Source organism: Halomonas elongata (assembly GCF_029081005.1).
Taxonomy (GTDB): domain Bacteria; phylum Pseudomonadota; class Gammaproteobacteria; order Pseudomonadales; family Halomonadaceae; genus Halomonas; species Halomonas elongata_B.
This window is the reverse complement of record NZ_JAJQTQ010000013.1, coordinates 37,905-64,466: the sequence shown is the minus strand read 5'-3', so window position 1 is coordinate 64,466 and position 26,562 is coordinate 37,905. Positions and strand designations below refer to the sequence as shown.

Sequence of the window (26,562 nt, the reverse complement as noted above, 5' to 3'; positions counted from 1 at the left end):
CGCGGTTCAGGACTTCTGGAACATGGCCAGCATCCGGCGTGTCACCAGGAAGCCACCCACGATATTGATGGTCGCGATCAGTACCGAGATCGCCGCCAGCAGCCCCACCAGGAAGCTGCCCGAGCCGATCTGCAGTATCGCCCCCAGCACGATGATGCCGGAAATCGCGTTGGTCACCGCCATCAACGGGGTATGCAGGGAATGGCTCACCCCCCAGATGACCTGGAAGCCGACGAAGCAGGCCAGCACGAAGACGATGAAGTGCTGCATGAAGGAGGCCGGCGCCACCTGGCCGAGCAGCAGCATCAGCGCACCGCCGACGGCCAGCATGCCCACCTGGCGCTTGGTCTGTGTGACGAAGGCAGCATGCTCGGCAGCCTTCTTCTCCTCCGGCGTCGGCTCCTTCTCCTTGGGCTTCGGCTTGGCCGCCCCGATAGCCTGCACCTTGGGCGGCGGCGGCGGGAAGGTGATCTCGCCCGCATGAGCCACCGTGGAGCCACGGATGACATCATCCTCCATGTCGTGATGGAGCTGGCCATCCTTCTCCGGCGTGAGGTCGGTGATCATGTGGCGGACGTTGGTGGCATAAAGCAGCGAGGCCTGCGTCGCCATCCGCGACGGGAAGTCGGTGTAACCGACGATGACCACGCCGTTGTCCGTCACGATGCGCTGATCGGGCTCGGTGAGATCGCAGTTGCCGCCCCGCTCGGCAGCAAGGTCGACGATCACGGAGCCCGGCTTCATGGCCTTGACCATATCGTCCAGCCACAGCTTCGGTGCCGGCTTGCCCGGGATCAGGGCCGTGGTGATGACGATATCCACGTCCGGGGCCTGCTCGCGGAACAGCGCCAGCTGCTTCTCGCGGAACTCGGGGCTGGAAGGCTTGGCATAGCCACCGCTTTCCGAGCCGTCCTCGGCATCATCGAAGTCGAGGAACAGGAACTCGGCGCCCATCGACTCGATCTGCTCGGCCACTTCGGGCCGCACGTCGAAGGCGCGTACCACCGCCCCCAGGCTGGTGGCGGTACCGATGGCCGCAAGCCCCGCCACGCCGGCGCCGACCACCAGCACCTTGGCCGGCGGTACCTTGCCCGCGGCAGTCACCTGGCCGGTAAAGAAACGCCCGAACTGATTGCCCGCCTCGATCACTGCTCGATAACCGGCGATATTGGCAGTGGAGGACAGGGCATCCATCTTCTGGGCCCGGGAAATACGCGGCACCATGTCCATGGCGATGACGCTGGCACCGGTCGCACGACAGCGCTCCAGCAGATCCTCGTTCTGGGCCGGCCAGAAGAAGGAAATCAGCGTCTTGTCTTGCGTCAGGCGGCCGGCTTCCGCTTCGGAAGGCTCACGCACCTTGATGACGACATCCGCCGCCTCCCACAGCGCCTCGGCGCCTTCGATCACCTCGACGCCGGCCTCGCGATAAGCCGTATCGTCGAATCCGGCTGCCTTGCCGGCACCGGCTTCCACCAAGCATTCGTGTCCAAGCTTCTGGAGATGCTGGGCGCTATCCGGGGTCAACGCGACACGCGCTTCCCCTTCTGCGCACTCCTTGGGCGCACCAATCTTCACGTTGGATCTCCCCTTTTCAGGTTTATCGTTATTCACGACTCGAACCGGCTATCTTTACCTGAGATGGAAACCTTTCTCAAGGCGAATGACGCCGATGCCATCGTCGGCGACGTCCCCGAACGACCGCTCGAACCGCCGCCCAGACACGACGCGACCCCGTCGAGACGGGGTCGCATGTTACCGTGGATTTTTTCGACCTGACGTCGACGTCAAGCACTCAGCAACGCATTGAGTCGCTTGACGTAAGCTGCCGGGTCATCGAGATGTCCTCCCTCGGCGATGATCGCCTGATCGAGCAGGATCCGCGCCAGGTCACCGAAGGCCGAGTCATCGGCGCCTTCCAGACGCGTCACCAGGGCATGCTCGGGATTGAGCTCGAGGATCGGCTTGACCTCGGGCATCGGCTGGCCGGCAGCTTCCATGATGCGGCGCATCTGATAGCCCATCTCATGCTCGGGCAACACCACGCAGGCCGGGGAGTCGGTCAGGCGATGGGTCACCTTGACCTCCTGGACCTCCTCGCCCAGGGCATCCTTGACACGCTTGACCAGGTCTTCCTTGGCCTTGGCGGTCTCTTCCTGGGCCTTCTTCTCGTCCTCGTCCTCGACCTCGCCGAGATCGAGATTCCCCTTTGCCACGTCGGCAAAGGACTTGCCCTCGAACTCGGTGAGATGGCTCATCAGCCACTCGTCGATACGGTCGTGGAGCAGCAGGACCTCGACGCCCTTCTTGCGGAAGATCTCCAGGTGCGGGCTGTTCTTCGTCGCGTTGAAACCATCGGCGACGATGTAGTAGATCTTCTCCTGCCCATCCTTCATGCGCCCAACGTAATCGGCCAGTGACTGGTCCTGAGTGGCGCTGTCGGTATGGGTGGTGGAGAAACGCAGCAGGCCGGCGATCTTCTCGCGATTGGCATGATCCTCCGCCGGGCCTTCCTTGAGCACGCTGCCGAAGGTGTTCCAGAACGTCTGGTAGGCCTCGTCATCCTTGGCCAGCTTCTTGAGCATGTCCAGGGAACGCTTGGTCAGCGCCGACTTGATCTTGTCGACCTGCGGATCCTGCTGCAGAAGCTCGCGGGAAACGTTGAGCGACAGGTCGCGCGTATCCAGCACCCCCTTGATGAAGCGCAGATAGAGCGGCAGGAACTGCTCGGCATCGTCCATGATGAAGACGCGCTGCACATAGAGCTTCACGCCCCGGGCACCATCGCGCTCGTACAGGTCGAAAGGCGCGCGACCCGGTACGTATAGCAGGCTGGTGTACTCGAGCTTGCCCTCGACCTTGTTGTGGCTCCAGGTCAGGGGATCGGAAAAATCATGGGCCACATGCTTGTAGAAGGCCTTGTACTCGTCATCATCGATCTCCGCCTTGGGCCGGACCCAGAGTGCCGTGGCCTCGTTGACGGTCTCCCAGGTCGTGGTCTCGCTGCCCTCGATCTCGTTGCCTTCCTCATCACGGGCCTTCTCGACCTTGGGCATGCGCACCGGCACATCGATATGGTCGGAATACTTGCGCACCAGGCTCTGGAGACGGAAGTCGTCGGCGAATTCCCGAGCATCCTCCTTGAGGTGCAGGACGATCTCGGTACCGTGGCGCTCGAGCTCGATATCCGCCACGCTGAATTCACCCTCGCCCCGGGAACGCCACTCGACGCCATCGCTCGCGTCGGTGCCTGCCTTGCGGGTTCGTACCGTGATGTCATCGGCGACGATGAAGCCGGAATAGAAACCGACGCCGAACTGGCCGATCAGCTTGGCATCCTTCTGCTGCTCACCGGACAGCTGCTTGAGAAACTCGGAGGTGCCGCTACGCGCGATGGTGCCGAGATTCTCGATCACCTCGTCGCGGCTCATGCCGATGCCGTTGTCACGCAGCGTGACCGTGCCGGCATCCCGGTCATGCTCGATCTCGATGCGCAGCTCGCTGTCGCCTTCATAGATGGCGTCATTGTCCAACGCCTCGTAGCGCAGCTTGTCGCAGGCATCGGCGGCGTTGGAGATCAGCTCACGCAGGAATATCTCCCTGTTGGAATACAGGGAGTGAATCATCAGGTGCAACAGTTGCTTGACTTCAGTCTGGAAGCCAAGCGTTTCCTCATGGGTGGCAGTGGTCATCTTATCTCGGACCCCTTTCTCGACGTGACAGCGGTGGCGGTGGCAACGGCCACCAGTGGATAACTGTCGTCGATATGGGGCTCGCCACGCATTTTTCAAGCGTCTTGCGTCGTCACCCCGCCCAACGCGAAATGCAGCCGCGCGGTCGCCACCGGCGCTCCTTCGTCATCCTGCCAGGCCCGGACCCGCACATTGGCCATGCGCCGTCCCTCGCGAAGCAGCTCACAGCGCGCCAGCGTCGGCATGACCCTGACCGTGCGCAGATAATCGATGGAGACGTCGACGACCCGCGGCAGACGCGGCTCACGCGCGGCCAGCATCAGGTCCAGGGTCGCGGCGGTTTCCATGAAGGCCGCCACCACGCCACCATGCAGGGCCGGCAACAGCACGTTACCGATGTTGTCCTCGCGCGGCGCCAATCGGAACAACAGGCCATCGCCATCCGGTGCCGTCTCGACCGACACGCCTATCCGGCGAGCATAGGGAATCCGCGCCAGCCAGGCCGATACATCACCCCGCTGCCGAGTACGCGCCAGCCATTCGATATCATGGAAGGCCTCAGTCATTATCGTCCTCCACCGCGAACAGGGCTTGCTTGAATCCCGTTGGCGTATTGCGCGCTCCGAGACGCATGAAATTGGCAACGCCCCGTGCCACCGGCCGTTCGGCGTCCTGCCATAGCCGACCCTCGGTGAACACCACCGAGGCCGTGACCGATACCACTCGGGCTTCGATATACAAGGCCTGCCCCGTCACGCCGGGGCGATAGTGATCGACGCGCAGGTCGAGCGTCGGACACACCTCCGGTTCGGGCAATGCCGGCAGGACCGCCGAGCCACAGGCCGTGTCCAGCAACATGGTCGCCACGCCGCCATGCAGCAGCCCACGCGCCGTGTCACCGAGCAGGTCGTCATCCCAGGGCAAACGCAGCAACACCCGTTCGGGGCCAGCCTCGAGCACCGTCAGGCCGAGTCCTCGGGTATGAGGAATCACCGTGACGAAGCGGGTGATGGCGCGCCGCCAGTCGGCGGCATCAGGAGTCGGGAACGACATGGATGGCCTGCATTAATCAAACGTTTGATTCAAACCTAGCGCATCCTGGCCTTCTTGCCAACGATCGCCTGCTAGCGACCGCCTTCCACCGCCCCGAAGGGCCATCAGGATATGGTGCCTCCATCATCCTCCTTCCAGCGGCGATATGCCTCCAGGGAATGATCGACGCGCGTCAGCAGCCAGCCGACCACGACCACGTCGTCGACCAGGCCAATCAGCATCAGGACATCGGGAATCAGGTCCAGCGGTGACAGCAGATAGACCAGCGCCAGCAGCATCCACCCCATCGCCGACCAGGGCACGGGGCGGTAGCGGCCACGTGCCACGTCGATTAGCATCGGGACGAACAGACGCAAGGCACGACGCATCCGCCCCAGGGCCCGGGAACGGTGCTTCAGTCGCTGGAACAGCGCCAATCCATTGAATCGAGCCATCATGATCTCCTGAGGAAACGCAGCGCACTGCCTGACGATAGGATATCCTCAACGGGATGCCTCGGTCTTGTCCGACGACATCGACATAGGGAAACACTATTCGCGTCATTCACCCACGGCTCACGCCGGCGAACCAACGAGATATCCCGATGCTCCGGTCCCCGTCCTTCGCCTCATGGAAAGCCTTGCTGACCGCTGCCCTGCTGTGGTGGCCAATGGCCGCCCCGGCCGATGATCGCGCCATGCACGATGCGCTTCAGGCGGCACGTAGCCAGAAATGGCATGCCATCGATCAGGCCGCCATCGAGAACCATGTACTGGCCGGCTACGTCGACTATCACCGCCTCAAGGCACGCCTTCCCGAGGCCAGCCCCGACAGTGTCCTGCACTTCATCGATACGCACGGAGATTCGCCATTGGCCGGCTGGATGCGTGGCCAGGCCATCTCGGCCTATGGCGAAGCCGGACGGGACGATAATCTCCTGGCAGTAGCCGATGGCGTTCCCGATGGCACCGAGCGCCAATGCCACTATTATGCCGCCCTGCTCGATACCGATCCTGCGGCAGCGGCACAAGGTGGACGAGAACTGTGGCATGAAGGCCACTCACAGCCGGATGCCTGCGACCCGTTGTTCAATACCCTGCGCGCCCGCGGCGAGATCGGTCCCCCGGAAATCTGGGAACGCATGATGCTGGCCTGGCGCAACGGGGAAACAGGGCTCACCAAATACCTGGGCCGCATGCTCGGCCCCGACTGGGGCGACGGCAAGGCCGCCATGGCACGTCTGCAGACCGACTACGCCGCTATCACCACGATACCGACCTGTATCGGTCCCGGCTGCCGGGGCAGCGGCGCACTGTTCGCCGCCGCCATGCACGGTTTCACGCGAGCCGATACCGAGGCGGCACTGGAAGCCTGGCGCAAGGTGTCCCCACATCTGTCGATCGACGAGACACATCGACGTTCGATCGAGCACGACCTGACCTTCTACTCGCTGGTACGCGATATCCGTCAGAACCAGGTCTGGGTGGACGAGACCATGCCGAGACTGGCCGATGCCGAATTGCTCGAGCTGAGGACTCGGGTCGCGCTGGAAGACCGTGACTGGCATGGCGTCATCGGCTGGATCGACCGAATGGCACCGGAGCAGCGCGACAAGGCGCGCTGGCAATACTGGCTTGGACGCGCCCATGCACAGCTCGGCAATGACGCCACGGCACGTTCCGCCTACAAGAAAGCCGCCACCGAGCGCGACTTCTATGGCTTTGCCGCCGCCGATCGCCTGGGTCAACCCTACGCCCTCGACATGTCATCGACCCAGGTCGACCCGGCATTGCGTCAACGTGTCGCCGACTGGCCAGCAGTACGCCGCACCGAAGCCTTGCTGCGCATCGACGAACCCGGGCTGGCCGCCAGCGAATGGTACGCCGCCGCCGCGCGCGCCTCGACGGAAGAAGCTCGCGCCCTCGCCGACTACGCGCAACACCGCGGCTGGCATGCGCGTCTTGTACAGACCACTATCGCCGCCAAGTTGTGGGACGCGCTGCCATGGCGCTTTCCCGAGGCCTATCGCGAACAGTTCTTGCGCTGGGGCCAGCACACCGGCGTCGATCCTTATCTATTGATGGGCATCGCCCGCCGCGAGAGCGCCTACAACCCCGAGGCACTGTCACCGGTCGGTGCCCGGGGCCTGATGCAGCTGATGCCGGGCACCGCGGCCAGTGTCAGCCGCAAGCTGGGCCTTCCCGATCCGGGGCCCTACGGCGTCCTCGACCCGGCGCTCAACATCCGCCTGGGCAGCGCCTACATCGACGAGATGCTCGACCGTTACCGCGGCAATCGCCTGGCTGCCGCCGCGGCCTACAACGCCGGCCCGCATCGTGTCGACCGCTGGCTGCGCGACGCCCCCAGGGCCTTCGATCTCTTCGTCGAAAGCATTCCCTTCCGCGAAACCCGGCATTACGTACAGGCCGTGATGACATACCGAGTGATCTTCGAAAGCCTCGCCCAGGGTGGAGACACGCGAGGCGTGGCCCTGCTCACCCCCGCAGAGCGACAGGGACGGTACGACGGATCGCTGCAGGCGAGGAATTGAGCGAGAGGCGAGAGGCGAGAGGCGAGAGGCGAGAGGCGAGAGGCGAGAGGCGAGAGGCGAGAGGCGAGCAGTATGTTAGCACCGCGCAGCTCGTAGCTCGTAGCTCGTAGCTCGTAGCTCGTAGCTCGTAGCTCATGGTACTTAGGGACTCCTCGTCAAGGCGAGCTTGACGCCGAAGCCGATCAGGACACCGCCGGTCAGGCCATTCAACCAGCGAGAGAAAGCCGGGCTGGCCAGCCAGCGCCCGGCGCTGCCCACCATCAACACGACGCCGATCTGCCACAGGTTGGCGACGACGAAGTGAACGCCGGCCAGCCACAGCGACTTGACGAGCGCCGGGTCACCCGGCGCGATGAACTGCGGCAGGAAGGCCATGTAGAAGACCACGGTCTTGGGGTTGAGGACATTGGACAACAGCCCCTCTCGAAGCGGTCGCCACATGGGCACCGCATGCCTTTCCGCCTCGACGCCGGCCACCGGCAACCCCTGGCCTCGTCGAGCCGCCATCAGGCCGTTGATACCCAGCCAGATCAGGTAGGCCGCCCCGGCCAGCTTGAGCAGCCCGAACGCCCAGGCCGACTGCAGCAGAATCAGAGAGATTCCCAGGGCCGAGACGGCGGCATGCACGAACAAGCCGCTGCAGATTGCCAGGCTGGTCAGGACTCCGTCGCGCACCCCGCCCCGAGCGGTATTGCGAATCACCAGCAGGGTATCGACCCCCGGCGTGATGCTGAGCAGGGTGATCGCCACCAGAAAGGGCCAGAACTGTGAATCGAAGAACATCGCCGCTCCTCAGCCGAAGATGCCGCGTTCGGTATGACGCATGGAGATCTGGTCGTTGAGCGTCCAGAAATCATACAGCACGCCGAGCCCCAACAGCCCGAAGGTACAGAGGTAAAGGAGGCCGGTGAGCCACTTGCCCTGATAGAAGCGATGCAGGCCAAGGGCCCCCAGAAAGGTCAACAACAACCAGGCCAGGGTGTAATTGATCGGACCGGCCTGGAACCGCAGATCCGCCTGGCGATCCATGGCCGGGATCAGAAACAGATCGATCAACCAGCCAACGCCCAACAGGCCGAGCGTGAAGAACCAGATCGTACCGGTGACCGGCTTGCCATAATAGAAGCGGTGGGCACCGAGAAAGCCGAACAACCAGAGCAGATAGCCGATCAGCTTGCTATGCGTACCTTCAGAGGAGATGTGCGTATGGTTCATGAGCCTGTCTCGCAATAAGCGGTTGCGCTGCGCCCCGAGCCGCTGGACGCCCCGGGGCTTTCGATCTACAGTGACCAAGGGTGGCAAGCACCAGTCTCCCTGCGGCACTCGGTTGACGCAACCCGGGTGCTGGTGCACCATCAATTGCGTTGGTCAGCAAGTAGAAAAGTCGTCAGTTGTACGTCGAACCCTTCGATACACCCAGTGCGCACTTCTGTCTTGTCTTGCCCACGCATTTGGGTCACGACGCGGTAGATGGTCGTTCGACCCAGCATCATCATTTAGCTAGTTAAGGAAATCGACAATGGCAACTGGCACTGTCAAGTGGTTCAACGACACCAAGGGCTATGGCTTCATCTCTCCGGAAGACGGCGGCGATGACCTCTTTGTCCACTTCTCCGAGATTCAGGCTGAAGGCTTCAAGTCCCTGCAGGACGGCCAGAAGGTCTCCTTCGAGGTCACCCAGGGCAAGAAAGGCCTTCAGGCCTCCAACGTCCGGGTCACCGACTGAGGTCGACGACCTCTACCCCGGAGTCGCCATCATCTGATGCGACATCTTCCGAAGGCCCACCGGCAGGTGGGCCTTTTTCGTGTCTCGTCAAGGCGTCGACTCATCGCCCTCGGGCGAGGCCGTCTCATCCGGAACCGTCGTCGAATCGCTGATCTCGTCGGGCACCTTGCGTTCGGCCTGCTCGAACTGCTGGTCGATCTTTTCTTTCGCCTCCTCGAAACGCCGTTCCGTCTCTTCCAGGATCGCCTGGACCTCCGGGTCGGAGCTTCCCTCTCCCAGGCTGGAAGCGTCTCCGGGCAACTCGGACGATGACTCGAGTGCCTCATCGAGCTCCGCTCCCGCCCCGGATTCAGGCGCCGACGCCGGTTCAGGCGCCTCCTGCTCGGCCTCCTTGAACTGTTCGTCGATCTTCTGGCTCGCTTCCTCGAAGCGCCGCTCGGTTTCCTGAATGATGGCATCGACGTCTTCGCTGCTGGTCTCGCCCGGCATCGCCTCCGATTCATCCAATACCCCGGCGCTCTCGCCTTCATCCGGCCCCCCCAGGGCCGACGGCTCATCGGCGAACTCGGAGGCATCACCCGGCGAAGACGCGGAGGCCCCCTCGGCTGCAGCGGCATCCGATGTTTCGCCCATCGCCTGTTCCGCGTCGCCACTCTCGGCATCGCGCGCAACCCGTTCATCCTGTGTCGTGCCGCCCTCGGTCGCAGCCGTCTCGTCGCCCTGCGGCTGTTGAGCGTCACTCGTTTCCTGCGTCACGTTCTCATCGCCCGTCGGAGCGCTATCATCATCACCGCACCCGGCAAGCACAAGCGTCAGTGCCAGTGCGAGCGGCATCCAGAATTTCATCGACATCGTGGCCTCCCAAGAAACGAAGCGACATTGCATCAGAGCCCCCGCACCATCGCAAGCTATGAAAGCACTGAATCTCTCTCTGCGCGCGACGGCCCACACGGATGCGGGAAGCGCACGAGCCCGCAGGAGCGGGCCTGGCCGCCGGCGCTGCTCAGAGTCTTCGCTCAATACCGTGTCAACACCGCTTCTTGTGCGCCGGCGGCGACCAATCTCGCGTCGCTCGCAACATGAATCAACGCATTTCTATGTCGCGAACAGTTGCCCTTGAATGTCCCGGAATGCCTTGAACTCGATGGCATTGCCACTGGGATCCCGGAAGAACATCGTGGCCTGCTCCCCGGGCTCCCCCTGGAAACGTACATAGGGATCGATCTCGAAGCGAATGCCGGACGCGGTCAGGCGATCGACCAGGGCTTCCCAGGCTTCCATCTCCAGCACCACACCGAAGTGCGGCACCGGAACACCGTGACCATCCACGGGATTGCGATGACCCTCCCCCCCCGACTCACCCAGGGCGGGGTTGAGATGGCAGACGAACTGATGACCATAGAGATTGAAATCGACCCAGGTGTCGCTGGACCGGCCCTCGTCGCATCCCAGCAGCTCGCCGTAGAAGCGTCGGGCCTCCGCCAGATCGCGCACCTGAACGGCAAGATGGAAAGGCGTCAGCATGATGGTCCCTCCACGAGTTGGCAGCATCGGCTGCCTTCATGATGCCGCGCGGGGCCATGAGTCGCCAGCCCCGGACACGCCACGGCCGAACAAGGGACAGTCCCCGGGGACGACGAGTTCCAATGCCCCGGCATCGATTTCGACATGGAAGCCACGGCGATGCAATGGCTCGCCATCCAGGGTCAGCGGCAGATCGCCTTCGCCCTCGAAGGTCAGCCAGGGAGTGCGGAAGGTTTCGACGAATGTCCCCCTTCCAGGACGAGCCAGCAGTTCCCGGCGCATCGCCGCCATTTCCCGAAGCGAGGCAAAGTCACGCACCAGCAGGATATCCAGCAGGCCGTCGTCGAGACGTGCCCCCGGCGTCAACTGCTGGCCGCCGCCGGATTGAACGCCATTACCCATGGCCAGCACGAACAGCGAAGCATCGCGTTGACCATCCGCCCAGCTCAGACGCCCCGGATAGGGACGATACTGCCAGGCCTTGAGGGCGCCGATCAGGGAATAGGCGCCGCCACCCAACAGTCGCTTGAGACTCTTGGGGGTCGAAGAGGTGACCTCGGCCCCGAATCCACCAGTGGTCATGTTGAGGAAATAGCGATCATCCAGCCTCGCCACATCGGCGGGACGTGACGACAGATAGAGCGCCGCTTCCAGGGCCTCGCCGGGCATCAGGGGCAGACCCAGCGAGGTCGCCAGATCATTGGCACTGCCCAGCGGCAGGATACCCAGTGCCGGCCGCTGGTCCGGTGCCAGTCGCATCAGGCCATTGACCACCTCGTTGACGGTGCCATCGCCACCGCCCGCGATCACGTGCGATCTGCCGGCATGCCCCGCCTGCTCGGCCAGCCCGGCGGCATCTCCCTTCTCCCAGGTCACATGCACATCCAGCTCGGCGCCGGCATCTCGGCTGGCGAAAACGGCCTCGCGCACTTGCGGCAACTGCGCTGACTGGCCGTTGAGGATCAGCCTGGTCATGCCCACCCCGCCTCCTTGAGCGTTCCCGGATGCGTCACGTCCGCTTCACGGCATCGCGATACGCTGAAATGATGAATGCCATTCACTTTACGACTTCCTTACACTATCTGTCTGCATGCGTTACCGGTACAGCGGAGCCTTCATGATCGACCCGGCCATCATCATCGCCGCCTTCCTCGGCGGCCTCGTCGCCCTGGGCCTGCACCTGCCTCCCCTGGTGGGCTTTCTGGCCGGAGGTTTCACGCTCAACCTCCTGGGCGTCGAACCCTCACCACTGCTCGACGTGCTGGCTGACGTGGGCGTGACCCTGTTGCTGTTCACCATCGGCCTCAAGCTCGACATACGCACCCTGCTGCGCCGGGATGTCTGGGGCGGCGCCACGCTGCACATGCTCGTCTCGACACTGACCCTGGTGGCCATGTTCACGGCCCTGAAGGCACTGGGGCTGCCCTTGTTGACCGGCGTCGCCCCGACCACTCTGCTGCTGCTGGCCTTCGCCCTGTCCTTCTCGAGCACGGTATTCGTGGTCAAGGTACTGGAGAAGCGCAGCGAGACCCAGACCGCCTATGGCCGCCTGGCCATCGGCGTATTGATCATGCAGGACATCTTCGCGGTGGCCTTTCTGACCATCTCCAGCGGCACTCTGCCGAGTCCCTGGGCACTGGGCCTGGTGCTGTTGATCCCTCTCGCACCCGCCCTGCGCGCCCTGCTCGACCGACTGGGCCACGGCGAGATGCAGATGCTGTTCGGCATCCTGCTGGCCCTGGTGCTGGGCTACGCGCTGTTCGAGGCAGTCGGCGTCAAGGGCGATCTCGGCGCGCTGCTCATCGGCCTGCTGCTGTCCCCCCATCCGGCCGCCCAGACCCTGGCACGCTCGATGTTCAGCCTCAAGGAACTCTTGCTGGTGGGCTTCTTCCTGAGCCTTGGCCTGACGGCCCTGCCCACCTGGGAGCAGGTGGGCGTCGCCACGTTACTGGTCCTGTTGCTGCCATTGAAGGGCCTGCTCTATCAACTGGTGTTCATGCGCTTTCGCATGCGCCACCGCACTTCCGTGCTGGCGTCGCTGAGCCTGACCAACTATTCGGAATTCGGCCTGATCGTCGGCGCCATCGCCGTCGGCACCGGCTGGCTGCCCGCCCAGTGGCTGGTGACCCTGTCCTTGGCGGTCGCCATGAGCTTCGCCGCCTCCTCGCTGCTCAACGCGTTCAGCGAGCAGCTCTACCGCCGCTTCGAAGCCCGCTTGCCGACCATCGATACCGCCGTCCTCTCCCCCAGCGACCGCCCCATCGAAGTCGGCAATGCCGAGGCCGTCGTGCTGGGCATGGGGCGCATCGGCCGCAGCGCCTATCGTCGCCTGCAGAAGGAATACGGGCTTCAGGTACTGGGCATCGACAGCAACCCCAGGAGCGTTGCCCGACTGAGCGGACGCGGCTTCAACATCCTGGAAGGGGATGCCGTGGACTCCGACTTCTGGGACAAGTTGCTGATGTCCCCCGACGTCCGCATGGTCGTACTGGCCATGCCGCACCATGCCGGTAACCTGGCAGCACTCAAGCAACTGCGTTCGCGTCATTTCCCGGGCCGCATCACCGCCGTGGTGGAATACCCCGAAGAGATCGAGCCGATCCGCGAACTCGGCGCCCATGCGGTCTTCCACGTCTATGACGAGGCGGGCCGAGCGCTGGCCGACAGTGCCGCCGAGGAGGCCGGTATCGATTCGAAGATCGGTCAGCTCGGCTGATGCCGTGCGCCCGATCACCCTGCCTTGCCCCACGCCCCCATGAGCCGCGATACTGTCGACCGATTCAGCCCAGCGACGGAAGCCTCATGGAAGATCTCTTTGCCTTCATCGGGAATGCTCTGGGCGAGGGCATTCGCCTGATTGTCGGCCTCTTGACCGGCCTGTTCACCCATGCCGACGATGCCGTCGACGGCTTGCTGAATGGCCTGTCCGGCTCGCTCGGCATCTCGCCGTCACTGCTCAGCCTGGCCATCCTGGTGCTTGGTCTGTGGATGCTGTGGCGCGGCCTGCGCGCACTGATGCAACGCGCCATCATCGCCACCCTGTTCTGGTGGCTGCTGGGCCTGCTGGTGCTCGGCTGGCTGATCAACTAGAGAGACATCGTTTGGCAAACACCGGAGCGCATGAAAAAGCGCCGCCCTGACGGGCGGCGCTTTTCTGGATACAGCACTCACACCGGCTCAAGCCAGTGCTTTTTCTACCACCTCATACACATTCGGCGACAGATCCTCGGCACGAATACGCTCCAGTTCGTCCTTCATCAGGTCCTGGCGGGTTTCGTCATAGCGAGCCCAGCGGGTCAGCGGCGTGATCAGACGCGCGGCGATTTCCGGATTCAGGCGGTTGAGCTCGATGACCACGTCGGCCAGCAGCTTGTAGCCCTCGCCGTCCAGGCGGTGGAAGTTGACCCGATTCTGGGCGAAGGCGCCGATCAAGGCACGTACCTTGTTGGGATTGGTCAGCGAGAAGGCCGGGTGATCCATCAGGAACTTGACCCGTTCCAGAGCATCCGTCTGGGGACGCGAGACCTGGATGCTGAACCATTGATCCATGACCAACGGGTCATGGGCCCATTTCTGGCCGAAGGCCTTGAGCGCGGGATCGGCGAGATCATCGCGACTGCTGTGCGTCAGCAGGGTCAGGGCATGACGCACATCGGTCATGTTGTGATCCGCCTCGAACTGACGCTGTGCCAGTTCCACGCCTTCTTCGTCCTCGATGCTCATCAGGTAGGACAAGGCCACGTTCTTCAGGCTGCGCCCGGCGATCTGGTCGGGCTTGGGGGCATAGGGCGAATCGTCGCGATTGGCCTGGTAGACCGCCAGGAATTCGTCACGCAGGGCATTGGCCAGGGACTGCTTGACGAACTGCCGGGCGGCATGGATGGCGTCCACGTCGACCAGCGGCTGCTGTTCGGCAATATAGGCCTCGGACGGCAGCGTCAGCATCTCGGCCAGCACCGCCTTGTCGTCGGTCTCGCCGGTCAACAGGGTCCGGAAGGCATCGACGACACGGTTGTCCATGACCTTTTCGACACCGTTGCGATGCGCGGCAATCAGATCGTCGAGCGCCAGCAGCGCCAGGCGCTGACCGGCGTCCCAGCGATTGAAGCCATCGCTGTCGTTGGCCAGCAGGAAGGCCAGGTCCTCGCGGGAATACGGGAAATTCAGCTTGACCGGCGCCGAGAATCCCCGCGCCAGCGACGGCACGGGCGCCTCGGCGAGATCGGTGAAGACGAACTCCTGCTCGTCCTCGCGCAGATGGATCACCGCATCGCGGCCCAGCGACTCGCCGTCCAGGGTCAACGCCAGGTCGCGGCCGGATTTGGTGCCCACCAGGCCCAGACGCACCGGGATATGCAGAGCCTGCTTGTCGGCCTGACCCGGCGTCGCCGGGGTGCGCTGACGCAGGATCAGTCGATACTCGGCGCGCGCATAGTCGTACTCGCCATGGGCATCGATCTCCGGGGTGCCGGCCTGGGAATACCACAGCATGAACTGATCCAGGTCCTGCCCGGAGGCTTCCGCCATGCAGCTCACGAAGTCCTCGATGGTCACCGCCTGGCCATCGAAGCGCGAGAAGTAGAGGTCCGAGCCACGGCGGAAGGCCTCCCATCCCACCAGATTGCGCAGCATGCGCACGATCTCGGCGCCCTTCTCGTAGATGGTCAGGGTGTAGAAGTTACCGATCTCGATGTAGTGATCCGGGCGCACCGGATGCGCGGTGGGGCCGGCATCCTCGGCGAACTGGGCGGTACGGAAGAAGGAGACATCCTCGATGCGCTTGACCGGCGCCGAATTCACATCGGCGGAAAAACTCTGGTCGCGGAAGACGGTGAAGCCTTCCTTGAGCGACAGCTGGAACCAGTCGCGGCAGGTCACCCGGTTGCCGGACCAGTTGTGGAAGTACTCGTGGGCAACGATGCCCTCGACCCGCTGGAAGGCCGCATCGGTGGCAGTATTGGAATGCGTCAGCACCGCCGCCGAGTTGAAGATGTTGAGCCCCTTGTTCTCCATGGCGCCCATGTTGAAGTCGTTGACAGCGACGATCATGAACAGATCGAGATCGTATTCGCGACCATAGGTCTCCTCGTCCCAGCGCATGGCGCGCTTGAGAGAGGCCATGGCATGGTCGGTCTTGCCGAGGTTCTCCTCCTCGACCCAGATCTGCAGGGTGACATCGCGACCGCTCATGGTGGTGAAGCGATCCTCGACCTTCTTCAGGTCACCGGCGACCAGGGCAAACAGGTAACAGGGCTTGGGATGCGGATCCTCCCAGGTAACGAAATGACGCCCGTTCGGCAGCTCCCCCCGCTCCACCGGGTTGCCGTTGGAGAGCAGCACCGGCAGGCTGCCGGCGTCGCCGATCACCGTGGTCGAGAAGGTCGCCATGACATCCGGCCGGTCCGGGTAGAAGGTGATGCGACGAAAACCTTCCGCCTCGCACTGGGTGCAGAACATGCCGCCGGACTGATAGAGCCCTTCCAGGGCGGTGTTTTGCTCGGGCGCGATTTCCACCTCGGTATCCAGCAGGAAGCGTGACGGTACACGCTCGATTCGCAACCCTCGCTCGGTAAGCCGGTACTCGTCCTCGCCCAGTTCCTGGCCATCGATGGCGATGGCCTTGAGTGTCAACTGCTCGCCATCCAGCTCCAGCGCCTCGCCGGCCTCGCGCTCGGGGTGGCGCTCGAGGTGCAATCGCGCCTTGACACGAGTGGCGGAAGGATAGAGATCGAAGGTCAGCTCGGTATGAGTGACACGATAGGCGGGCGGACGGTAGTCGCTCAGGTGAATCGCTTGGGGTTGGGACATCGAGGATGGCTCCTGTCGAAAATTGCCATCCATTGTACGGCTCGGCGAGCCTGAACCTCAAAGCGGGATGTGCAGGTGCGGCTCAAGAGTCCGTGGCCGGCTCCGGCCGCGTCAGGATCCAGGCACCGAGCAGTGTCAGCCCCAGGATCAGCAGCAGCTTGAGCCACATCAGGTTGACGGTGAAGGCCAGTACCACCATCGATACCATCAGCATGATGCCGGCCAGCCACTTGGCATGACGGGGAATCGCCCGCTCGGCTTCCCAGGCCGTGACCGTGGGACCGAAACGAGGATGGCGACGAATCCAGGCGGCAAAGCGCGGCGAACTGCGAGACGCGAACCAGACCGCCAGCAACATGAAACAGGTCGTCGGCATGATCGGCAGGAAGGCACCGATCACCCCAAGGACGAAACAGATACCGGCCAGGGTCATGAAGGCGACACGGCGTGCATGTGACATGTGGCGCTCACTCCCTGTGGCGGTAAAGAAAGTGCTTCCCATTGAAGCGTATCGCCGAGTGGACTGCCAATCGGCATCGTCAATGATGGCGGCAAAGGGCGACTATGGGCGCGGCCCTACCCGGCTCGGGACATGGCCAGTCCCTTCGTCATCCGCCAGGCGGCGCACCCGTCCTCGTAATAGTTCGTCAGCCAGGCGGCGGGCATGAAACCCTCGCTGCGATAGAGCCCGAGTGCCACGGGGTTGTCGACTCTCACTTCCAGCACCAGTCGATCGCAGCCACGCGCCGCCGCCGCCGAGATCAGCCACTGCAGCATGTTCCGCCCCACGCCATGCCCCCGGGCACCGGGATGCACGCAGAGGGAATAGAGCCTGGCCTGCGTGCTGTTACGCCGCAACAGCAGCGTACCGTAACCCAGCAAACGCCGGGTGTCCCCCTCCGCCACCAGCGTCAGCGCATGGGCACGGTACAGCAGATGATGGAATTGTCGCCGACTGAAGCGATCACCACTCAGCGCGATTTCCTCGAGGTGGCACAATGAAGCGAGGTCATGGCCCGCGGCAGGGCGCAAGGTCGGTGTCATGATACGGCATCCGGTGGTTCTGACGCCGATTGTGGCGAGCCGTGATGACACTGTCAGCCGTATGAACGTGAAGGTTATTCATGAAAACCAGAGGCATGCATGAAGTCATCGACGTTTTTTACCGCGTCACGTAACCTGCCCTCTCTACCCTACTCCATGCCAAGCTCGGACACCGCGCATGACAGATCGTGACACTCGCCACCGCCAGGCCATGCAGAAGCTCAAGTCCCATGTCGACGAGCGCGTCGCCAATGCCGGCGAACAACGCGGTCAATTACTGATCTTCACCGGTAACGGCAAGGGCAAGACCACCGCCGCCTGGGGCACCGTGACCCGCGCGCTCGGCTACGGCTATCGCGTCGGCGTGGTGCAGTTCATCAAGGGAACCTGGGAATGCGGCGAACGCGAACGCCTCATCGATGACACCCATCTGGAGGTGGCGATCATGGGCACCGGCTTTACCTGGGAGACCCAGAATCGTGACGCCGACACCCGTGCCTGCCAGACGGTCTGGACCGAGGCGCGCCGTCTGCTCGCCGATCCGGATGTCTACCTCGTGGTGCTCGACGAAATCACTTATATGCTCAAGTTCGGCTACCTGGACATCGACGATGTCCTAGACGCCCTGGCCAACCGCCCGGCGGAGCAGACAGTGATCGTCACCGGGCGCAACGCCCACCGTCGCCTCCTAGAGGCCGCCGATACCATCAGCGAGATGCAGGAGGTTCGCCACGCCTTCAATGCCGGGCTGCAGGCACGGCGCGGCATCGACTATTGAGTGAGCCGGATCAGGTCCACAACTGGCCGATCGGCATCTCCGGCTGATAGTGATTGGCAATCTGCGCCTGCAGCAATTCCGCCGTGGCCAGGGCATCGGTCAAGGCATGGTGGCCCTGATAGAGCGGCAGACCATAGCGGACTCGACTGTCATAGAGACGAATCGAGGCGGGCGGGCGCCCGACCCAGCGCTTGAAGCGTGCCAGCCAGGACTGGCGGTGAAAGCGTGCCTCGACCGCCATGGTATCAATCACGGGAAACATCAGCCCCTCGCCCAGGCGCGCTTTCACCGAATCATCGAGAAACAGGCGCTCGATGTGTCGGTAGTGCACCACTACCAGCCGACCGGCCAGCGTTTCCAGCAAGTCATCGAGGATATCCCCGAACTCGGGTGCACGCTCGATGTCGGTGTGCGTGATGTGATGGAAAGTCACCGACTCGGCATGCAGCGTGCGCTGGGGCCTGACGATCCAGTAACGTCGCTCACTCAGGGCAATGCGCCCCAGGGTGAAAGGCACCACTCCGATGCTGACGATGGCGTGATGACGCGCATCAAGCCCCGTGGTCTCCATGTCCAGCGCCACCATGGGCGTCTCGCTGATCGGCGTGTCGGGCGCCGGCGTGCCGGCGGCGAAGAAACGCGCGAGCCGCGGGTCACGTGCCCGTTCGGCGTGCCGGGCCAGATAGGCGGGCCAGTCGGGAACCTGGGGGCGACGGGGAACGAGCATCGTCATCTAGCGTGACCTTGACGACGGCATCGGATAACGGAACTTGAGAAATTTCTGGGCATGGCTCAACGCCTGGAAGGCTTCCTTGAGGTTGTGACGCTCCTGACTCGACACATTCTCCGGCTCGATATTGTTGTCCGGCGGTTGCTCATGTTCGAGGTCGATGACCTGGTGGCGAATGCGCGACATCGACATCAGCTCCAGCGAATAGCGCAACCGGTCGCTGACCCCGGGCGCCAGCAGAGCGGTACGATCGATGTCGTCGAGACGCTCGAAGCTGTTCTGGGAGCGGGAACCGCAGGCCAGGGCATGGATCCGGATCAGGTCGACCAGCGGCGCGGTACCGCGACGCTTGAGATTGATCGAGTTGTTGTGCTTGCCGTCCTTCTCCATCACGAAGGTACGGAAGAACCCAAGCGGCGGGGTGCGATTCAGGGCATTGCGGGCCATGGCCGCCAGGAAAAGTGGACTCTGTGCCGCCTTCTCGGCCACCAGATCCTGAAGCTGCTCGACCATGACGTTCTCGCCATGCACGCTGTCCAGATCGAAAAAGATCGAACTGTGCAGCAGTCGTTCGGGGTTCGGGTCCTCGATCCACTCGCTGAAGTAACGCTTCCAGGTCGCCAGCGGCTGCCGCCACTGGCCGTTGGTGGCCATGATATCGCCCTTGCAATAGGGATAACCGCAAGCATCCAGGCCATCGCTGACGATACGCGCCATTTCCCGGAAATAGTCATCGTGCTGCTCGGGGTCGAAGTCATCCGACAGGACCAGTGCATTGTCCTGGTCGGTGACGATCGATTGCTCGTTGCGGGCCATGGAGCCCAGAGCCATGAAGCAATACGGCACCGGCGGCGGCCCGAGCGTCTCTTCGGCCAGCTCCAGCAGGCGACGCGTGAAACTGCGACCGATGGTCGACAGGGCGCTGCCGACCATGCGCGAATCAGCCCCTTCCTCGACCATTCGCACGAAGGCCCCGCTGACATCCGGTGCCAGGCGTGCCAGCCCCTCCATATTGGGCTGATGAAAGATGTTGCTGACCAGGTAGAGGCTGCTTTGGGTCTCGTAACGGATGATATCCGACAGGTGCACGATGCCCACCGGGCGCCGACGATGCATGACCGGCAAGTGGTGAATATTGTTGCGCAGCATGCACAGCATGGCTTCATGGACCGATTCATCGGACTGGACGGCGATCATCTTGTTGACGACCACATCGCCGACCGGCGTGTCCGGCGGGCGCCCTTCGGCCACCACCCGAGTACGGAAATCACTGTCGGTCAGGATGCCCCGCACCTGCCAGGCACGATCTTCACTGTCGCGAAAGGTGTAACGTGGATTGTCGCCGGGCTCGTCCAGCACCAGGACCGCCGACGCCTGGAAGTCGCCGATCTGCCGGGCGGCCTCCTGTACCGTAGTGGACGCCTCGACCATCACCGGGTAGCGAGTCAGCAACTTGCGCACCCGGGTAATGATCATGTCGTTGTTCTTTTTCTGCTGTTCCACCGCACTTTCCAGCCGCGGCCGCTGCAGCTCGACGAAATCGGCGAACTCGTCATCGGCCTCGCAGAGTCGCTGGAACACTTCTTCGGGAATGAAATAGAGCAGGGTGTCTTCCATGGCCCTGGCAGGGTAGCGGGTCCGGTGGTGACGCAGCAGGCTCAACTGGCCAAAGATATCGCCCTCACCGAGCCGATTGTGCAGTTCCCCGCCGCGCCGGAACACCTCCACCGCGCCACTGCGGATGTAGCAAAGTTCGTGGAGTTCCTGGTCCAGAGCGAGAATCTCTTCGCCGGCCTTGAAATAGGCGACCTCGACACGGTCGACCACCTCGTCGAGCAGCGCATCGGAAAGCGTCTCGAAGGGGGGAAAGCGCCCCATGTGCTGGCGAATTTCCAGCAGTTCCACATCCATGGCCAGACTCCGGGAGGGACAGGTGATATCCAGTCTGAAAGGCTCGCCGTGCGCTGTAAAGCGGCCTGCCTTCAACCCTACGAAAATAGGCCACCCGAAGGTGGCCTATTCGCTGGTCCCCGCCGTCGCGGGAAGGAGGTCATGCGGTTCACTGACTCTGGGTCATTTCCTGAACCTGTTGCATCAGCTCGGGATCCTGCTGGACCGCCTGACCGATGGAATTGAAGGTCTCCACTTCGAGGCCACTACCTTCGACCGCCTCGATCATCTTGCCGTTGGCTTCCTCGCGGATTGCCTGTTGGGCTTCTTCACCTTCGGCACCCTGCAGCTGCTGGGTGTATTCCTGAGAGATCACCGCAATGTCCTGAGAGGCATCGGCGAACTTCTGCAGTTGCTGATCGGAGAAGTTCTGGGTCTGGGTCTGCGCCTGATTGGTCGCGGTGGAGGAGTCCTGAGCCTGGGCAACGCCTGCCATCAACCCGGTGGTAAGTACGGCGGCGGACAGCAAGGTAGTGAATCGTTGCATGAAGATCTCCAGTCATTCATTGGGTGCGTGTTTGTGATTGCGCCCCCCTGTGACGTCCTCTACCACCACGAGTTCAGCCAAAAAAGTAACAGTTTGTAACTGCTCTCGAAACGGGACCAGGACGGTCAACGAGCGAAGACCACCGTACGCTGGTCGTTGAGAAAGACCCGGCGCTCGACGTGGTAGGCCACCGCCCTTGCCAGGGTCAGGCGCTCGATGTCGCGCCCCTTCTCGACCAGGTCCTCCGGATAGTCGACATGGCTGACCGTTTCCACCCCTTGGGTGATGATCGGCCCCTCATCCAGGTGATCATTGATGTAATGGGCGGTGGCACCGACCAGCTTGACGCCCTTGGCGTAAGCCTGGTGGTAGGGTCTGGCACCCTTGAAGCCAGGCAGCAGCGAGTGATGGATATTGATCGCCCGTCCGGCGAGCTTCTCGCACATATCGCTGGAGAGCACCTGCATGTAGCGCGCCAGGATAACCAGTTCCGCACCGGTCTCCTCGATCACTCGCCAGACCTCGGCTTCCTGCTCGCCCTTGGTCTCCGGTGTGACCGGAAGGTGGTGGTAGGGCAGGCCGTGCCAGTCGGCGAGCGACTCGAGATCGGGATGGTTCGACACGACCGCCCGAATATCGATGAGCAACTGCCCGGTGCGATAGCGATACAACAGGTCGTTCAGGCAGTGGTCCGCTCTGGAGACCATTATCACCACCGGCACGCGGCGGTCCGGCGGGGTCAGGTCGAATGCCATCTCGAACTCCGCCGCCCGAGCCGCGAAACGGGCACGGAACACTTCGGGATCGAAATCGTCATCCAGAGGCCGGAACTCGGTGCGGATGAAGAAATGCTCGGCCAGGCGGTCATCGAAGGACTGTTGCTCGGTGATGTAGCAACGGTTTTCCTTGAGGAAGCGGGTGACCACATCCACGGTACCCAGCCGGCTGGGGCACTGGGCGGTCATGATCCAGGTATCGGCGCTACGGCTCATGGCGAAATCTCCTGACGAAGCAGGCCGGGGCGAACCCCGGCCTGGTGTTGCCTTAGTTGTCCAAAGTCGGACGGGATGAGCGCTGGGGACAGGCGCATCTCCTGTGCCGGGATCATTTGAAGCACTATGCCAATGAGAGGCCGATGTCAGCGTTCCACGCCGATGGCATATTCCTCTCCGGCATCCAGCAGCCAGCGATAGATGTAGTCGGCGAAGCTGCGCCGGACCACCAGTTCCCAGCGTGTCTCGGTGGGGCGTCGAAGGATCACCGAGGTCTTGGCGAACACCGTGGTCACGCCCTTGCCCACCGGGAAATGGTGCGGGTGGACGTCATACACCACCGACTTCATCAGCAATTCACTGGCTGCATCACCTTCGAGGTCGATGACCGTCTGGCCGCCTCCCACATTGGTGATCGCGAAATGCGCATCCCCCAGGGCGCCCCGCAGCCGGTTCTCCAGCTCGAACTCCTCGCCACCGGGAACGATCAGCAGCCACTCATCGGGTGAGATCCACTGCACGCTGCGTTCGCCACTGGCGTCGACGACCAGCGCCTGGGGTTCGCCGGGCAGGGAGATGTCGAGTACCGCGCGCAACGCCTCGTCGAGAACGATGGCACCGCCTCGCAGCACCAGATGGCCAAGGAAGGGCCGCTCCCGCAGCACCGCACCACTGCCCTTGCCGGGCGCCGGAGCGCCCGAACGCCGATAGGAATAGGTCAGCGGCGACTCGACCGGCACCCTGGATGTGGTGCGGGTATCGAAGGTCTTGATCTTGTCATCAACAGTGTTAGACATTCTGGCGCTCTCCCTTGGGATCGACGAAGATCGGGCTGACGATCTCGGCCTCGTGAACCTGGCCATCGGCCATCGGTAGATAGACGGTCTCGCCCATCCGCTGCTGACCGCCCTTGACCACCGCCAGGGCGAATCCGCTGTCCAGGGTCGGGCTGTAATAGCTGGACGTCACATGCCCCTTCATGGGCATGGGGATCGCATGGTCGGGATCGAAGACGATCTGCGCGCCCTCCTCCAGCACCACCTCGGGATTCCGGGGCTTGAGCCCCACCAGCTGCTTGCGATCGGTGCGCGCGGTATCCGGACGCGTCAAGGCTCGCTTGCCGATCCACGAAAACGGTTTGTCGTAACCGATTGCCCAATACATGCCCAGATCCTCGGGCGTCACCGATCCATCGGTGTCCTGACCGGCGATGATGAAGCCCTTCTCGGCCCGCAGGACATGCATGGTCTCGGTGCCATAGGGCGTCAGGTCATACTTCTCCCCGTGGGCGAACAGCGTCTCCCAGACGTGCAAGGCATAGTTGGCCTGGACGTTGATCTCGTAGGCCAGCTCGCCGGTGAAGGAGATGCGGAACACCCGCGCCGGCACATCGGCCACCATCCCCTCGCGCCAGTCCATGAACTTGAAGGCCTCACGGTCGAGATCGATATCGGTGATCTCGGCCAGCAGCTTGCGCGCCTCGGGGCCGGTCACGGTCATGGTCGCCCAGTGATCGGTCACCGAATTGAAATAGACCTCGAGCTCGGGCCATTCGGTCTGGTGCCACACTTCCAGCCACTCCAGCACGGTCGCCGCACCGCCGGTGCTGGTGGTCATCAGGAAGTGGTTCTCGCCGAGGCAACTGGTGGTGCCATCGTCCATCACCATGCCGTCGTCCTTGCACATCAGCCCATAGCGCACCCGACCGGGGGCCAGCTTGGCCCACTTGTTGGTGTAGACCCGCCCCAGGAACTCACGAGCATCCGGGCCCTGGATGTCGATCTTGCCGAGCGTCGAGGCATCGAGGATACCGACCTTCTCGCGCACCGCGCGGCATTCCCGGGCCACCGCCTCGTGCATGGATTCCATGCGGCCCTCGACCCGACGCGGGAAGTACCAGGGGCGCTTCCACTGGCCGACATCCTCGAACTCGGCGCCGTGCTCCACATGCCACTGGTGCATGGCAGTATAGCGCTCGGGATCGAACAGCTCGCGACAATGGCGGCCGACCACGGCGCCGAAGGTCACCGGCGTATAGTTGGGTCGGAACACGGTGGTGCCGACCTCCGGGATCGAGCGGCCCAGGCAACGGGCAGCGATGGCCATGCCGTTGATGTTGCCGAGCTTGCCCTGGTCGGTCCCGAAGCCCATGGCGGTATAGCGCTTGACGTGCTCGATGGACTCGAAGCCCTCGCGAGTGGCGACCTCGATGGCGGCGGCGGTCACGTCGTTCTGCAGATCGACGAACTGCTTCGGCCCGCGCAGGGTCGGCTTCTCGTGCGGCACCTGATAGAGCGCTACCGAGCCGCTCTCGTGCCGTGCCTCGACATGCGGCAGTTGCGCCTCGAGGGCGTCGAAACCGGTCTCCCCGGCCGCCCGAGCGCCTGACGACCAACCGTCGGCCAGCACGTCCGACGTGGCATAGACACCCTGAGCCCCCCCGGCGGCCAGCACCCCTTCTACCAGGTTCGGCACGAAGCCGAGGATGTCATCGCGCCAGGTGGGACGAGCCCCGGTGTGCGATGCCAGGTGAATGACCGGGCTGTAGCCGCCGGAGCTAGCAATGGTGTCGCATTCCAGCGATTCGGCCTCGCCGGCTACCCGGAAGCCCTCGAGATCCACTCGGGCCACCCGGGCACCGGTCACGCGATTCTGTCCTCGCGCTTCCAGCACCGCCGCGCCGGGGATGATGCGAATTCCCTTGGCGCGTGCCTGCTCGACCAGCTCACCGGCAGGCTCGGGACGCGCATCGGCAATGGCCACCACCTCGCGTCCGCTTTCCGCCCAGTCGAGCGCGGCGCGATAGGCATGATCGTTGCTGGTGGAGAGCACCAGCTTGTTGCCCGGCACCACCCCGTAGCGGCGGATATAGCTGGAGACGGCGCCGGCCTGCAGGTTGCCCGGCACATCATTGTTGCCGTAGACCAGCGGACGCTCATGGGCGCCGGTGGCCAGCACCACTCGACCGGCCCGCACGCGATGCAGACGCGAGCGAACCTGGCGACGACCGCCCGCTTGGGGTGCCGTCTCGCCCAGGTGTTCGGTACGCCGCTCATGCAGGGTCACGAAATTGTGATCGTGATAGCCATTGGCGGTGGTGCGCGGCAACAGCAGGACGTTGTCGAGCCCGGCAAGTTCCTCGAGTGCCGCGGCCGCCCACTGCTCCGCCGGCCGCTCATCGAGCAACTCGCGGGAATCGAGCAACGAGCCGCCCATCTCTTCCTGCTCGTCGGCCAGGATCACGAGCGCGCCGCTGCGTCCGGCCGCCAGCGCCGCCGAAAGCCCCGCCGGTCCGGCGCCGATCACCAGCACGTCGCAGTGACGATTGACGTGATCGTAGCTGTCCGGATCCTTCTCCATCGGGCTCCGCCCGAGCCCGGCACTCTTGCGGATATACTTCTCGTAGGTCATCCACATCGAGGCCGGGGCCATGAAGGTCTTGTAATAGAACCCCGGCGGCATGAACTGGCCGCCCAGCTTGCCGATCACGCCCATCAGGTCGCGCTGGACATTGGGCCAGCCGTTGGTGCTACGCGCTTCGAGGCCCTCGAACAAGGCCTGCTGCGTGGCCCGCACATTGGGCACCTGGGCCGCCTCGGTCGAACCGAGCTGGACGACCGCATTGGGCTCCTCGGCGCCGGCGGCGACGATGCCCCTGGGCCGGGAATACTTGAAGCTGCGGTTGACGATATCCACGCCGTTGGCCAGTAGCGCCGAGGCCAGGGTATCGCCGGGATAGCCCCGATAGGACTGGCCGTTGAAGGTGAAGCTAAGCTCGCGGGAGCGGTCGAGGCGCCCGCCCCGGGCGAGGCGATTGGGCTGGCTCATGCTCGGACTCCTTCCTGATTCTCGGCAGTTTCGGTCTCGGCCGGGGCATCGAGAGACGCCCGGTCATCACGGGACTCGGCCGTGATGGACGGCGCCTCGCCCATGCGATAAGTCTCGAGGATCGCGTAGGTCGCCGTGTTGCGGGTGATGTTGAAGAACTTGCGGCAACCCACGGCGTGGACCCACATTTCATGATGGATACCGCGCGGATTGTTGCGGAAGAACAGGTAATCGCCCCACTCCTCGTCGCTGCAGGTTTCCGGATCTTCCGGACGCACGATGTGCGCCTCCCCCTTGGGGTGGAACTCTTCTTCTTCCCGGTGCTCGCCGCAATACGGGCAATAGATATAAAACATATTTCGTTTCCTCCATCGCTCTGGATGAAAGCAAAGAATTGTTCTGCGCTCACTGGCGCTGAAC

Annotated in this window: 25 protein-coding genes; 5 read left to right on the top strand and 20 right to left on the bottom strand. The window is 63.4% G+C overall.

Annotated features, from left to right (window positions below; translation table 11 throughout):
* Positions 1–6 precede the first annotated feature (6 nt).
* From LU493_RS11205 to LU493_RS11185, 5 genes are all read right to left on the bottom strand, one after another.
* Positions 7–1,578 carry a Re/Si-specific NAD(P)(+) transhydrogenase subunit alpha gene (locus LU493_RS11205; protein ID WP_275287884.1) on the bottom strand — a complete coding sequence of 524 codons (1,572 nt, stop codon included), beginning with the start codon at positions 1,576–1,578 and terminating at the stop codon, positions 7–9.
* Positions 1,579–1,787: 209 nt separating this feature from the next.
* Positions 1,788–3,692: a molecular chaperone HtpG gene (htpG, locus tag LU493_RS11200; protein ID WP_275287883.1), complete on the bottom strand. Its 1,905-nt coding sequence runs from the start codon at positions 3,690–3,692 to the stop codon at positions 1,788–1,790.
* A 95-nt stretch (positions 3,693–3,787) separates the two neighbouring features.
* Positions 3,788–4,258, bottom strand: a complete 471-nt coding sequence (locus LU493_RS11195; protein ID WP_275287882.1) for a PaaI family thioesterase — start codon at positions 4,256–4,258, stop codon at positions 3,788–3,790.
* On the bottom strand, positions 4,251–4,745 hold the full coding sequence (locus LU493_RS11190; protein WP_275287881.1) for a PaaI family thioesterase: 495 nt from the start codon (positions 4,743–4,745) through the stop codon (positions 4,251–4,253). The genes LU493_RS11195 and LU493_RS11190 overlap by 8 nt, the downstream gene beginning before the upstream one ends.
* 104 nt (positions 4,746–4,849) lie before the next feature.
* Positions 4,850–5,179: a YkvA family protein gene (locus LU493_RS11185; RefSeq protein WP_275287880.1), complete on the bottom strand. Its 330-nt coding sequence runs from the start codon at positions 5,177–5,179 to the stop codon at positions 4,850–4,852.
* 149 nt (positions 5,180–5,328) lie between these two features.
* On the opposite strand from LU493_RS11185, the gene LU493_RS11180 reads away from it, so the two are divergent.
* On the top strand, positions 5,329–7,275 hold the full coding sequence (locus LU493_RS11180) for a transglycosylase SLT domain-containing protein (RefSeq protein ID WP_275287879.1): 1,947 nt from the start codon (positions 5,329–5,331) through the stop codon (positions 7,273–7,275).
* A gap of 141 nt (positions 7,276–7,416) precedes the next feature.
* Here the strand turns inward: LU493_RS11180 and LU493_RS11175 are convergent, their stop codons facing one another.
* Positions 7,417–8,058 (bottom strand): LysE family translocator, encoded by a 642-nt coding sequence (locus tag LU493_RS11175; RefSeq protein WP_275287878.1) that lies wholly within the window; start codon positions 8,056–8,058, stop codon positions 7,417–7,419.
* Between the two features lie 9 nt (positions 8,059–8,067).
* Positions 8,068–8,490 (bottom strand): NINE protein, encoded by a 423-nt coding sequence (locus tag LU493_RS11170; RefSeq protein ID WP_275287877.1) that lies wholly within the window; start codon positions 8,488–8,490, stop codon positions 8,068–8,070.
* A 304-nt stretch (positions 8,491–8,794) separates the two neighbouring features.
* Between LU493_RS11170 and LU493_RS11165 the strand changes: the two genes are divergently transcribed.
* Complete coding sequence (locus tag LU493_RS11165) at positions 8,795–9,001, top strand: cold-shock protein (protein ID WP_013333187.1); 207 nt, start codon at positions 8,795–8,797, stop codon at positions 8,999–9,001.
* Between the two features lie 87 nt (positions 9,002–9,088).
* Here LU493_RS11165 and LU493_RS11160 read toward each other — a convergent pair whose 3' ends face one another.
* From LU493_RS11160 to yegS, 3 genes are all read right to left on the bottom strand, one after another.
* Complete coding sequence (locus tag LU493_RS11160) at positions 9,089–9,853, bottom strand: hypothetical protein (RefSeq protein WP_275287876.1); 765 nt, start codon at positions 9,851–9,853, stop codon at positions 9,089–9,091.
* Between the two features lie 243 nt (positions 9,854–10,096).
* Entirely contained in the window at positions 10,097–10,525 is a 429-nt protein-coding gene (locus tag LU493_RS11155; protein ID WP_275287875.1) for a VOC family protein, read from the bottom strand.
* A 36-nt stretch (positions 10,526–10,561) separates the two neighbouring features.
* A complete protein-coding gene (gene yegS, locus LU493_RS11150) occupies positions 10,562–11,500 on the bottom strand; it encodes a lipid kinase YegS (RefSeq protein ID WP_275287874.1) in 939 nt (312 codons plus the stop codon).
* 142 nt (positions 11,501–11,642) lie between these two features.
* Here yegS and LU493_RS11145 point away from each other — a divergent pair, with 142 nt between their 5' ends.
* On the top strand, positions 11,643–13,241 hold the full coding sequence (locus tag LU493_RS11145; RefSeq protein WP_275287873.1) for a cation:proton antiporter family protein: 1,599 nt from the start codon (positions 11,643–11,645) through the stop codon (positions 13,239–13,241).
* 86 nt (positions 13,242–13,327) lie between these two features.
* Positions 13,328–13,615: a hypothetical protein gene (locus tag LU493_RS11140; RefSeq protein WP_275287872.1), complete on the top strand. Its 288-nt coding sequence runs from the start codon at positions 13,328–13,330 to the stop codon at positions 13,613–13,615.
* A gap of 87 nt (positions 13,616–13,702) precedes the next feature.
* Here LU493_RS11140 and pepN read toward each other — a convergent pair whose 3' ends face one another.
* The 3 genes from pepN to LU493_RS11125 form a co-directional block, all read right to left on the bottom strand.
* Positions 13,703–16,333 (bottom strand): aminopeptidase N, encoded by a 2,631-nt coding sequence (gene pepN, locus LU493_RS11135; protein ID WP_275287871.1) that lies wholly within the window; start codon positions 16,331–16,333, stop codon positions 13,703–13,705.
* 82 nt (positions 16,334–16,415) lie between these two features.
* Positions 16,416–16,793 carry a YbaN family protein gene (locus tag LU493_RS11130; protein WP_275287870.1) on the bottom strand — a complete coding sequence of 126 codons (378 nt, stop codon included), beginning with the start codon at positions 16,791–16,793 and terminating at the stop codon, positions 16,416–16,418.
* Positions 16,794–16,909: 116 nt separating this feature from the next.
* On the bottom strand, positions 16,910–17,377 hold the full coding sequence (locus tag LU493_RS11125) for a GNAT family N-acetyltransferase (RefSeq protein ID WP_275287869.1): 468 nt from the start codon (positions 17,375–17,377) through the stop codon (positions 16,910–16,912).
* Positions 17,378–17,555: 178 nt separating this feature from the next.
* Between LU493_RS11125 and cobO the strand changes: the two genes are divergently transcribed.
* Positions 17,556–18,155, top strand: coding sequence for a cob(I)yrinic acid a,c-diamide adenosyltransferase (gene cobO, locus LU493_RS11120; protein ID WP_275287868.1), 600 nt, complete (start codon positions 17,556–17,558; stop codon positions 18,153–18,155).
* 10 nt (positions 18,156–18,165) lie between these two features.
* On the opposite strand, the gene LU493_RS11115 is transcribed toward cobO, so the two are convergent.
* From LU493_RS11115 to LU493_RS11085, 7 genes are all read right to left on the bottom strand, one after another.
* A complete protein-coding gene (locus LU493_RS11115; protein WP_275287867.1) occupies positions 18,166–18,888 on the bottom strand; it encodes a 3'-5' exonuclease in 723 nt (240 codons plus the stop codon).
* A complete protein-coding gene (locus LU493_RS11110) occupies positions 18,889–20,796 on the bottom strand; it encodes a DUF294 nucleotidyltransferase-like domain-containing protein (protein WP_275287866.1) in 1,908 nt (635 codons plus the stop codon).
* A gap of 148 nt (positions 20,797–20,944) precedes the next feature.
* Positions 20,945–21,322 (bottom strand): DUF4168 domain-containing protein, encoded by a 378-nt coding sequence (locus tag LU493_RS11105; RefSeq protein ID WP_275287865.1) that lies wholly within the window; start codon positions 21,320–21,322, stop codon positions 20,945–20,947.
* A 125-nt stretch (positions 21,323–21,447) separates the two neighbouring features.
* Positions 21,448–22,314: a formyltetrahydrofolate deformylase gene (purU, locus tag LU493_RS11100; protein WP_275287864.1), complete on the bottom strand. Its 867-nt coding sequence runs from the start codon at positions 22,312–22,314 to the stop codon at positions 21,448–21,450.
* Positions 22,315–22,460: 146 nt separating this feature from the next.
* On the bottom strand, positions 22,461–23,111 hold the full coding sequence (locus LU493_RS11095) for a sarcosine oxidase subunit gamma (RefSeq protein ID WP_275287863.1): 651 nt from the start codon (positions 23,109–23,111) through the stop codon (positions 22,461–22,463).
* The gene (locus LU493_RS11090) at positions 23,104–26,142 is read right to left on the bottom strand and encodes a sarcosine oxidase subunit alpha family protein (RefSeq protein WP_275287862.1); all 3,039 of its coding nucleotides are present in this window, start codon (positions 26,140–26,142) and stop codon (positions 23,104–23,106) included. The genes LU493_RS11095 and LU493_RS11090 overlap by 8 nt, the downstream gene beginning before the upstream one ends.
* Positions 26,139–26,498: a sarcosine oxidase subunit delta gene (locus LU493_RS11085; protein ID WP_275287861.1), complete on the bottom strand. Its 360-nt coding sequence runs from the start codon at positions 26,496–26,498 to the stop codon at positions 26,139–26,141. Before LU493_RS11085 ends, LU493_RS11090 begins: the two co-directional genes overlap by 4 nt.
* Between the last annotated feature and the right edge of the window lie 64 nt (positions 26,499–26,562).

Bases quoted from the DNA above. Each gene is read 5' to 3' on its own strand.
- cobO (WP_275287868.1), top strand. From the start codon at position 17,556: ATGACAGATCGTGACACTCGCCACCGCCAGGCCATGCAGAAGCTCAAG.
- LU493_RS11170 (WP_275287877.1), bottom strand. From the start codon at position 8,490: ATGAACCATACGCACATCTCCTCTGAAGGTACGCATAGCAAGCTGATC.
- LU493_RS11145 (WP_275287873.1), top strand. From the start codon at position 11,643: ATGATCGACCCGGCCATCATCATCGCCGCCTTCCTCGGCGGCCTCGTC.
- LU493_RS11180 (WP_275287879.1), top strand. From the start codon at position 5,329: ATGCTCCGGTCCCCGTCCTTCGCCTCATGGAAAGCCTTGCTGACCGCT.
- LU493_RS11125 (WP_275287869.1), bottom strand. From the start codon at position 17,377: ATGACACCGACCTTGCGCCCTGCCGCGGGCCATGACCTCGCTTCATTG.
- LU493_RS11090 (WP_275287862.1), bottom strand. From the start codon at position 26,142: ATGAGCCAGCCCAATCGCCTCGCCCGGGGCGGGCGCCTCGACCGCTCC.
- LU493_RS11095 (WP_275287863.1), bottom strand. From the start codon at position 23,111: ATGTCTAACACTGTTGATGACAAGATCAAGACCTTCGATACCCGCACC.
- LU493_RS11140 (WP_275287872.1), top strand. From the start codon at position 13,328: ATGGAAGATCTCTTTGCCTTCATCGGGAATGCTCTGGGCGAGGGCATT.
- LU493_RS11165 (WP_013333187.1), top strand. From the start codon at position 8,795: ATGGCAACTGGCACTGTCAAGTGGTTCAACGACACCAAGGGCTATGGC.
- purU (WP_275287864.1), bottom strand. From the start codon at position 22,314: ATGAGCCGTAGCGCCGATACCTGGATCATGACCGCCCAGTGCCCCAGC.
- LU493_RS11185 (WP_275287880.1), bottom strand. From the start codon at position 5,179: ATGGCTCGATTCAATGGATTGGCGCTGTTCCAGCGACTGAAGCACCGT.
- LU493_RS11085 (WP_275287861.1), bottom strand. From the start codon at position 26,498: ATGTTTTATATCTATTGCCCGTATTGCGGCGAGCACCGGGAAGAAGAA.
- yegS (WP_275287874.1), bottom strand. From the start codon at position 11,500: ATGACCAGGCTGATCCTCAACGGCCAGTCAGCGCAGTTGCCGCAAGTG.
- LU493_RS11160 (WP_275287876.1), bottom strand. From the start codon at position 9,853: ATGTCGATGAAATTCTGGATGCCGCTCGCACTGGCACTGACGCTTGTG.
- LU493_RS11130 (WP_275287870.1), bottom strand. From the start codon at position 16,793: ATGTCACATGCACGCCGTGTCGCCTTCATGACCCTGGCCGGTATCTGT.
- LU493_RS11115 (WP_275287867.1), bottom strand. From the start codon at position 18,888: ATGACGATGCTCGTTCCCCGTCGCCCCCAGGTTCCCGACTGGCCCGCC.
- LU493_RS11155 (WP_275287875.1), bottom strand. From the start codon at position 10,525: ATGCTGACGCCTTTCCATCTTGCCGTTCAGGTGCGCGATCTGGCGGAG.
- LU493_RS11175 (WP_275287878.1), bottom strand. From the start codon at position 8,058: ATGTTCTTCGATTCACAGTTCTGGCCCTTTCTGGTGGCGATCACCCTG.
- htpG (WP_275287883.1), bottom strand. From the start codon at position 3,692: ATGACCACTGCCACCCATGAGGAAACGCTTGGCTTCCAGACTGAAGTC.
- LU493_RS11110 (WP_275287866.1), bottom strand. From the start codon at position 20,796: ATGGATGTGGAACTGCTGGAAATTCGCCAGCACATGGGGCGCTTTCCC.
- LU493_RS11195 (WP_275287882.1), bottom strand. From the start codon at position 4,258: ATGACTGAGGCCTTCCATGATATCGAATGGCTGGCGCGTACTCGGCAG.
- pepN (WP_275287871.1), bottom strand. From the start codon at position 16,333: ATGTCCCAACCCCAAGCGATTCACCTGAGCGACTACCGTCCGCCCGCC.
- LU493_RS11190 (WP_275287881.1), bottom strand. From the start codon at position 4,745: ATGTCGTTCCCGACTCCTGATGCCGCCGACTGGCGGCGCGCCATCACC.
- LU493_RS11105 (WP_275287865.1), bottom strand. From the start codon at position 21,322: ATGCAACGATTCACTACCTTGCTGTCCGCCGCCGTACTTACCACCGGG.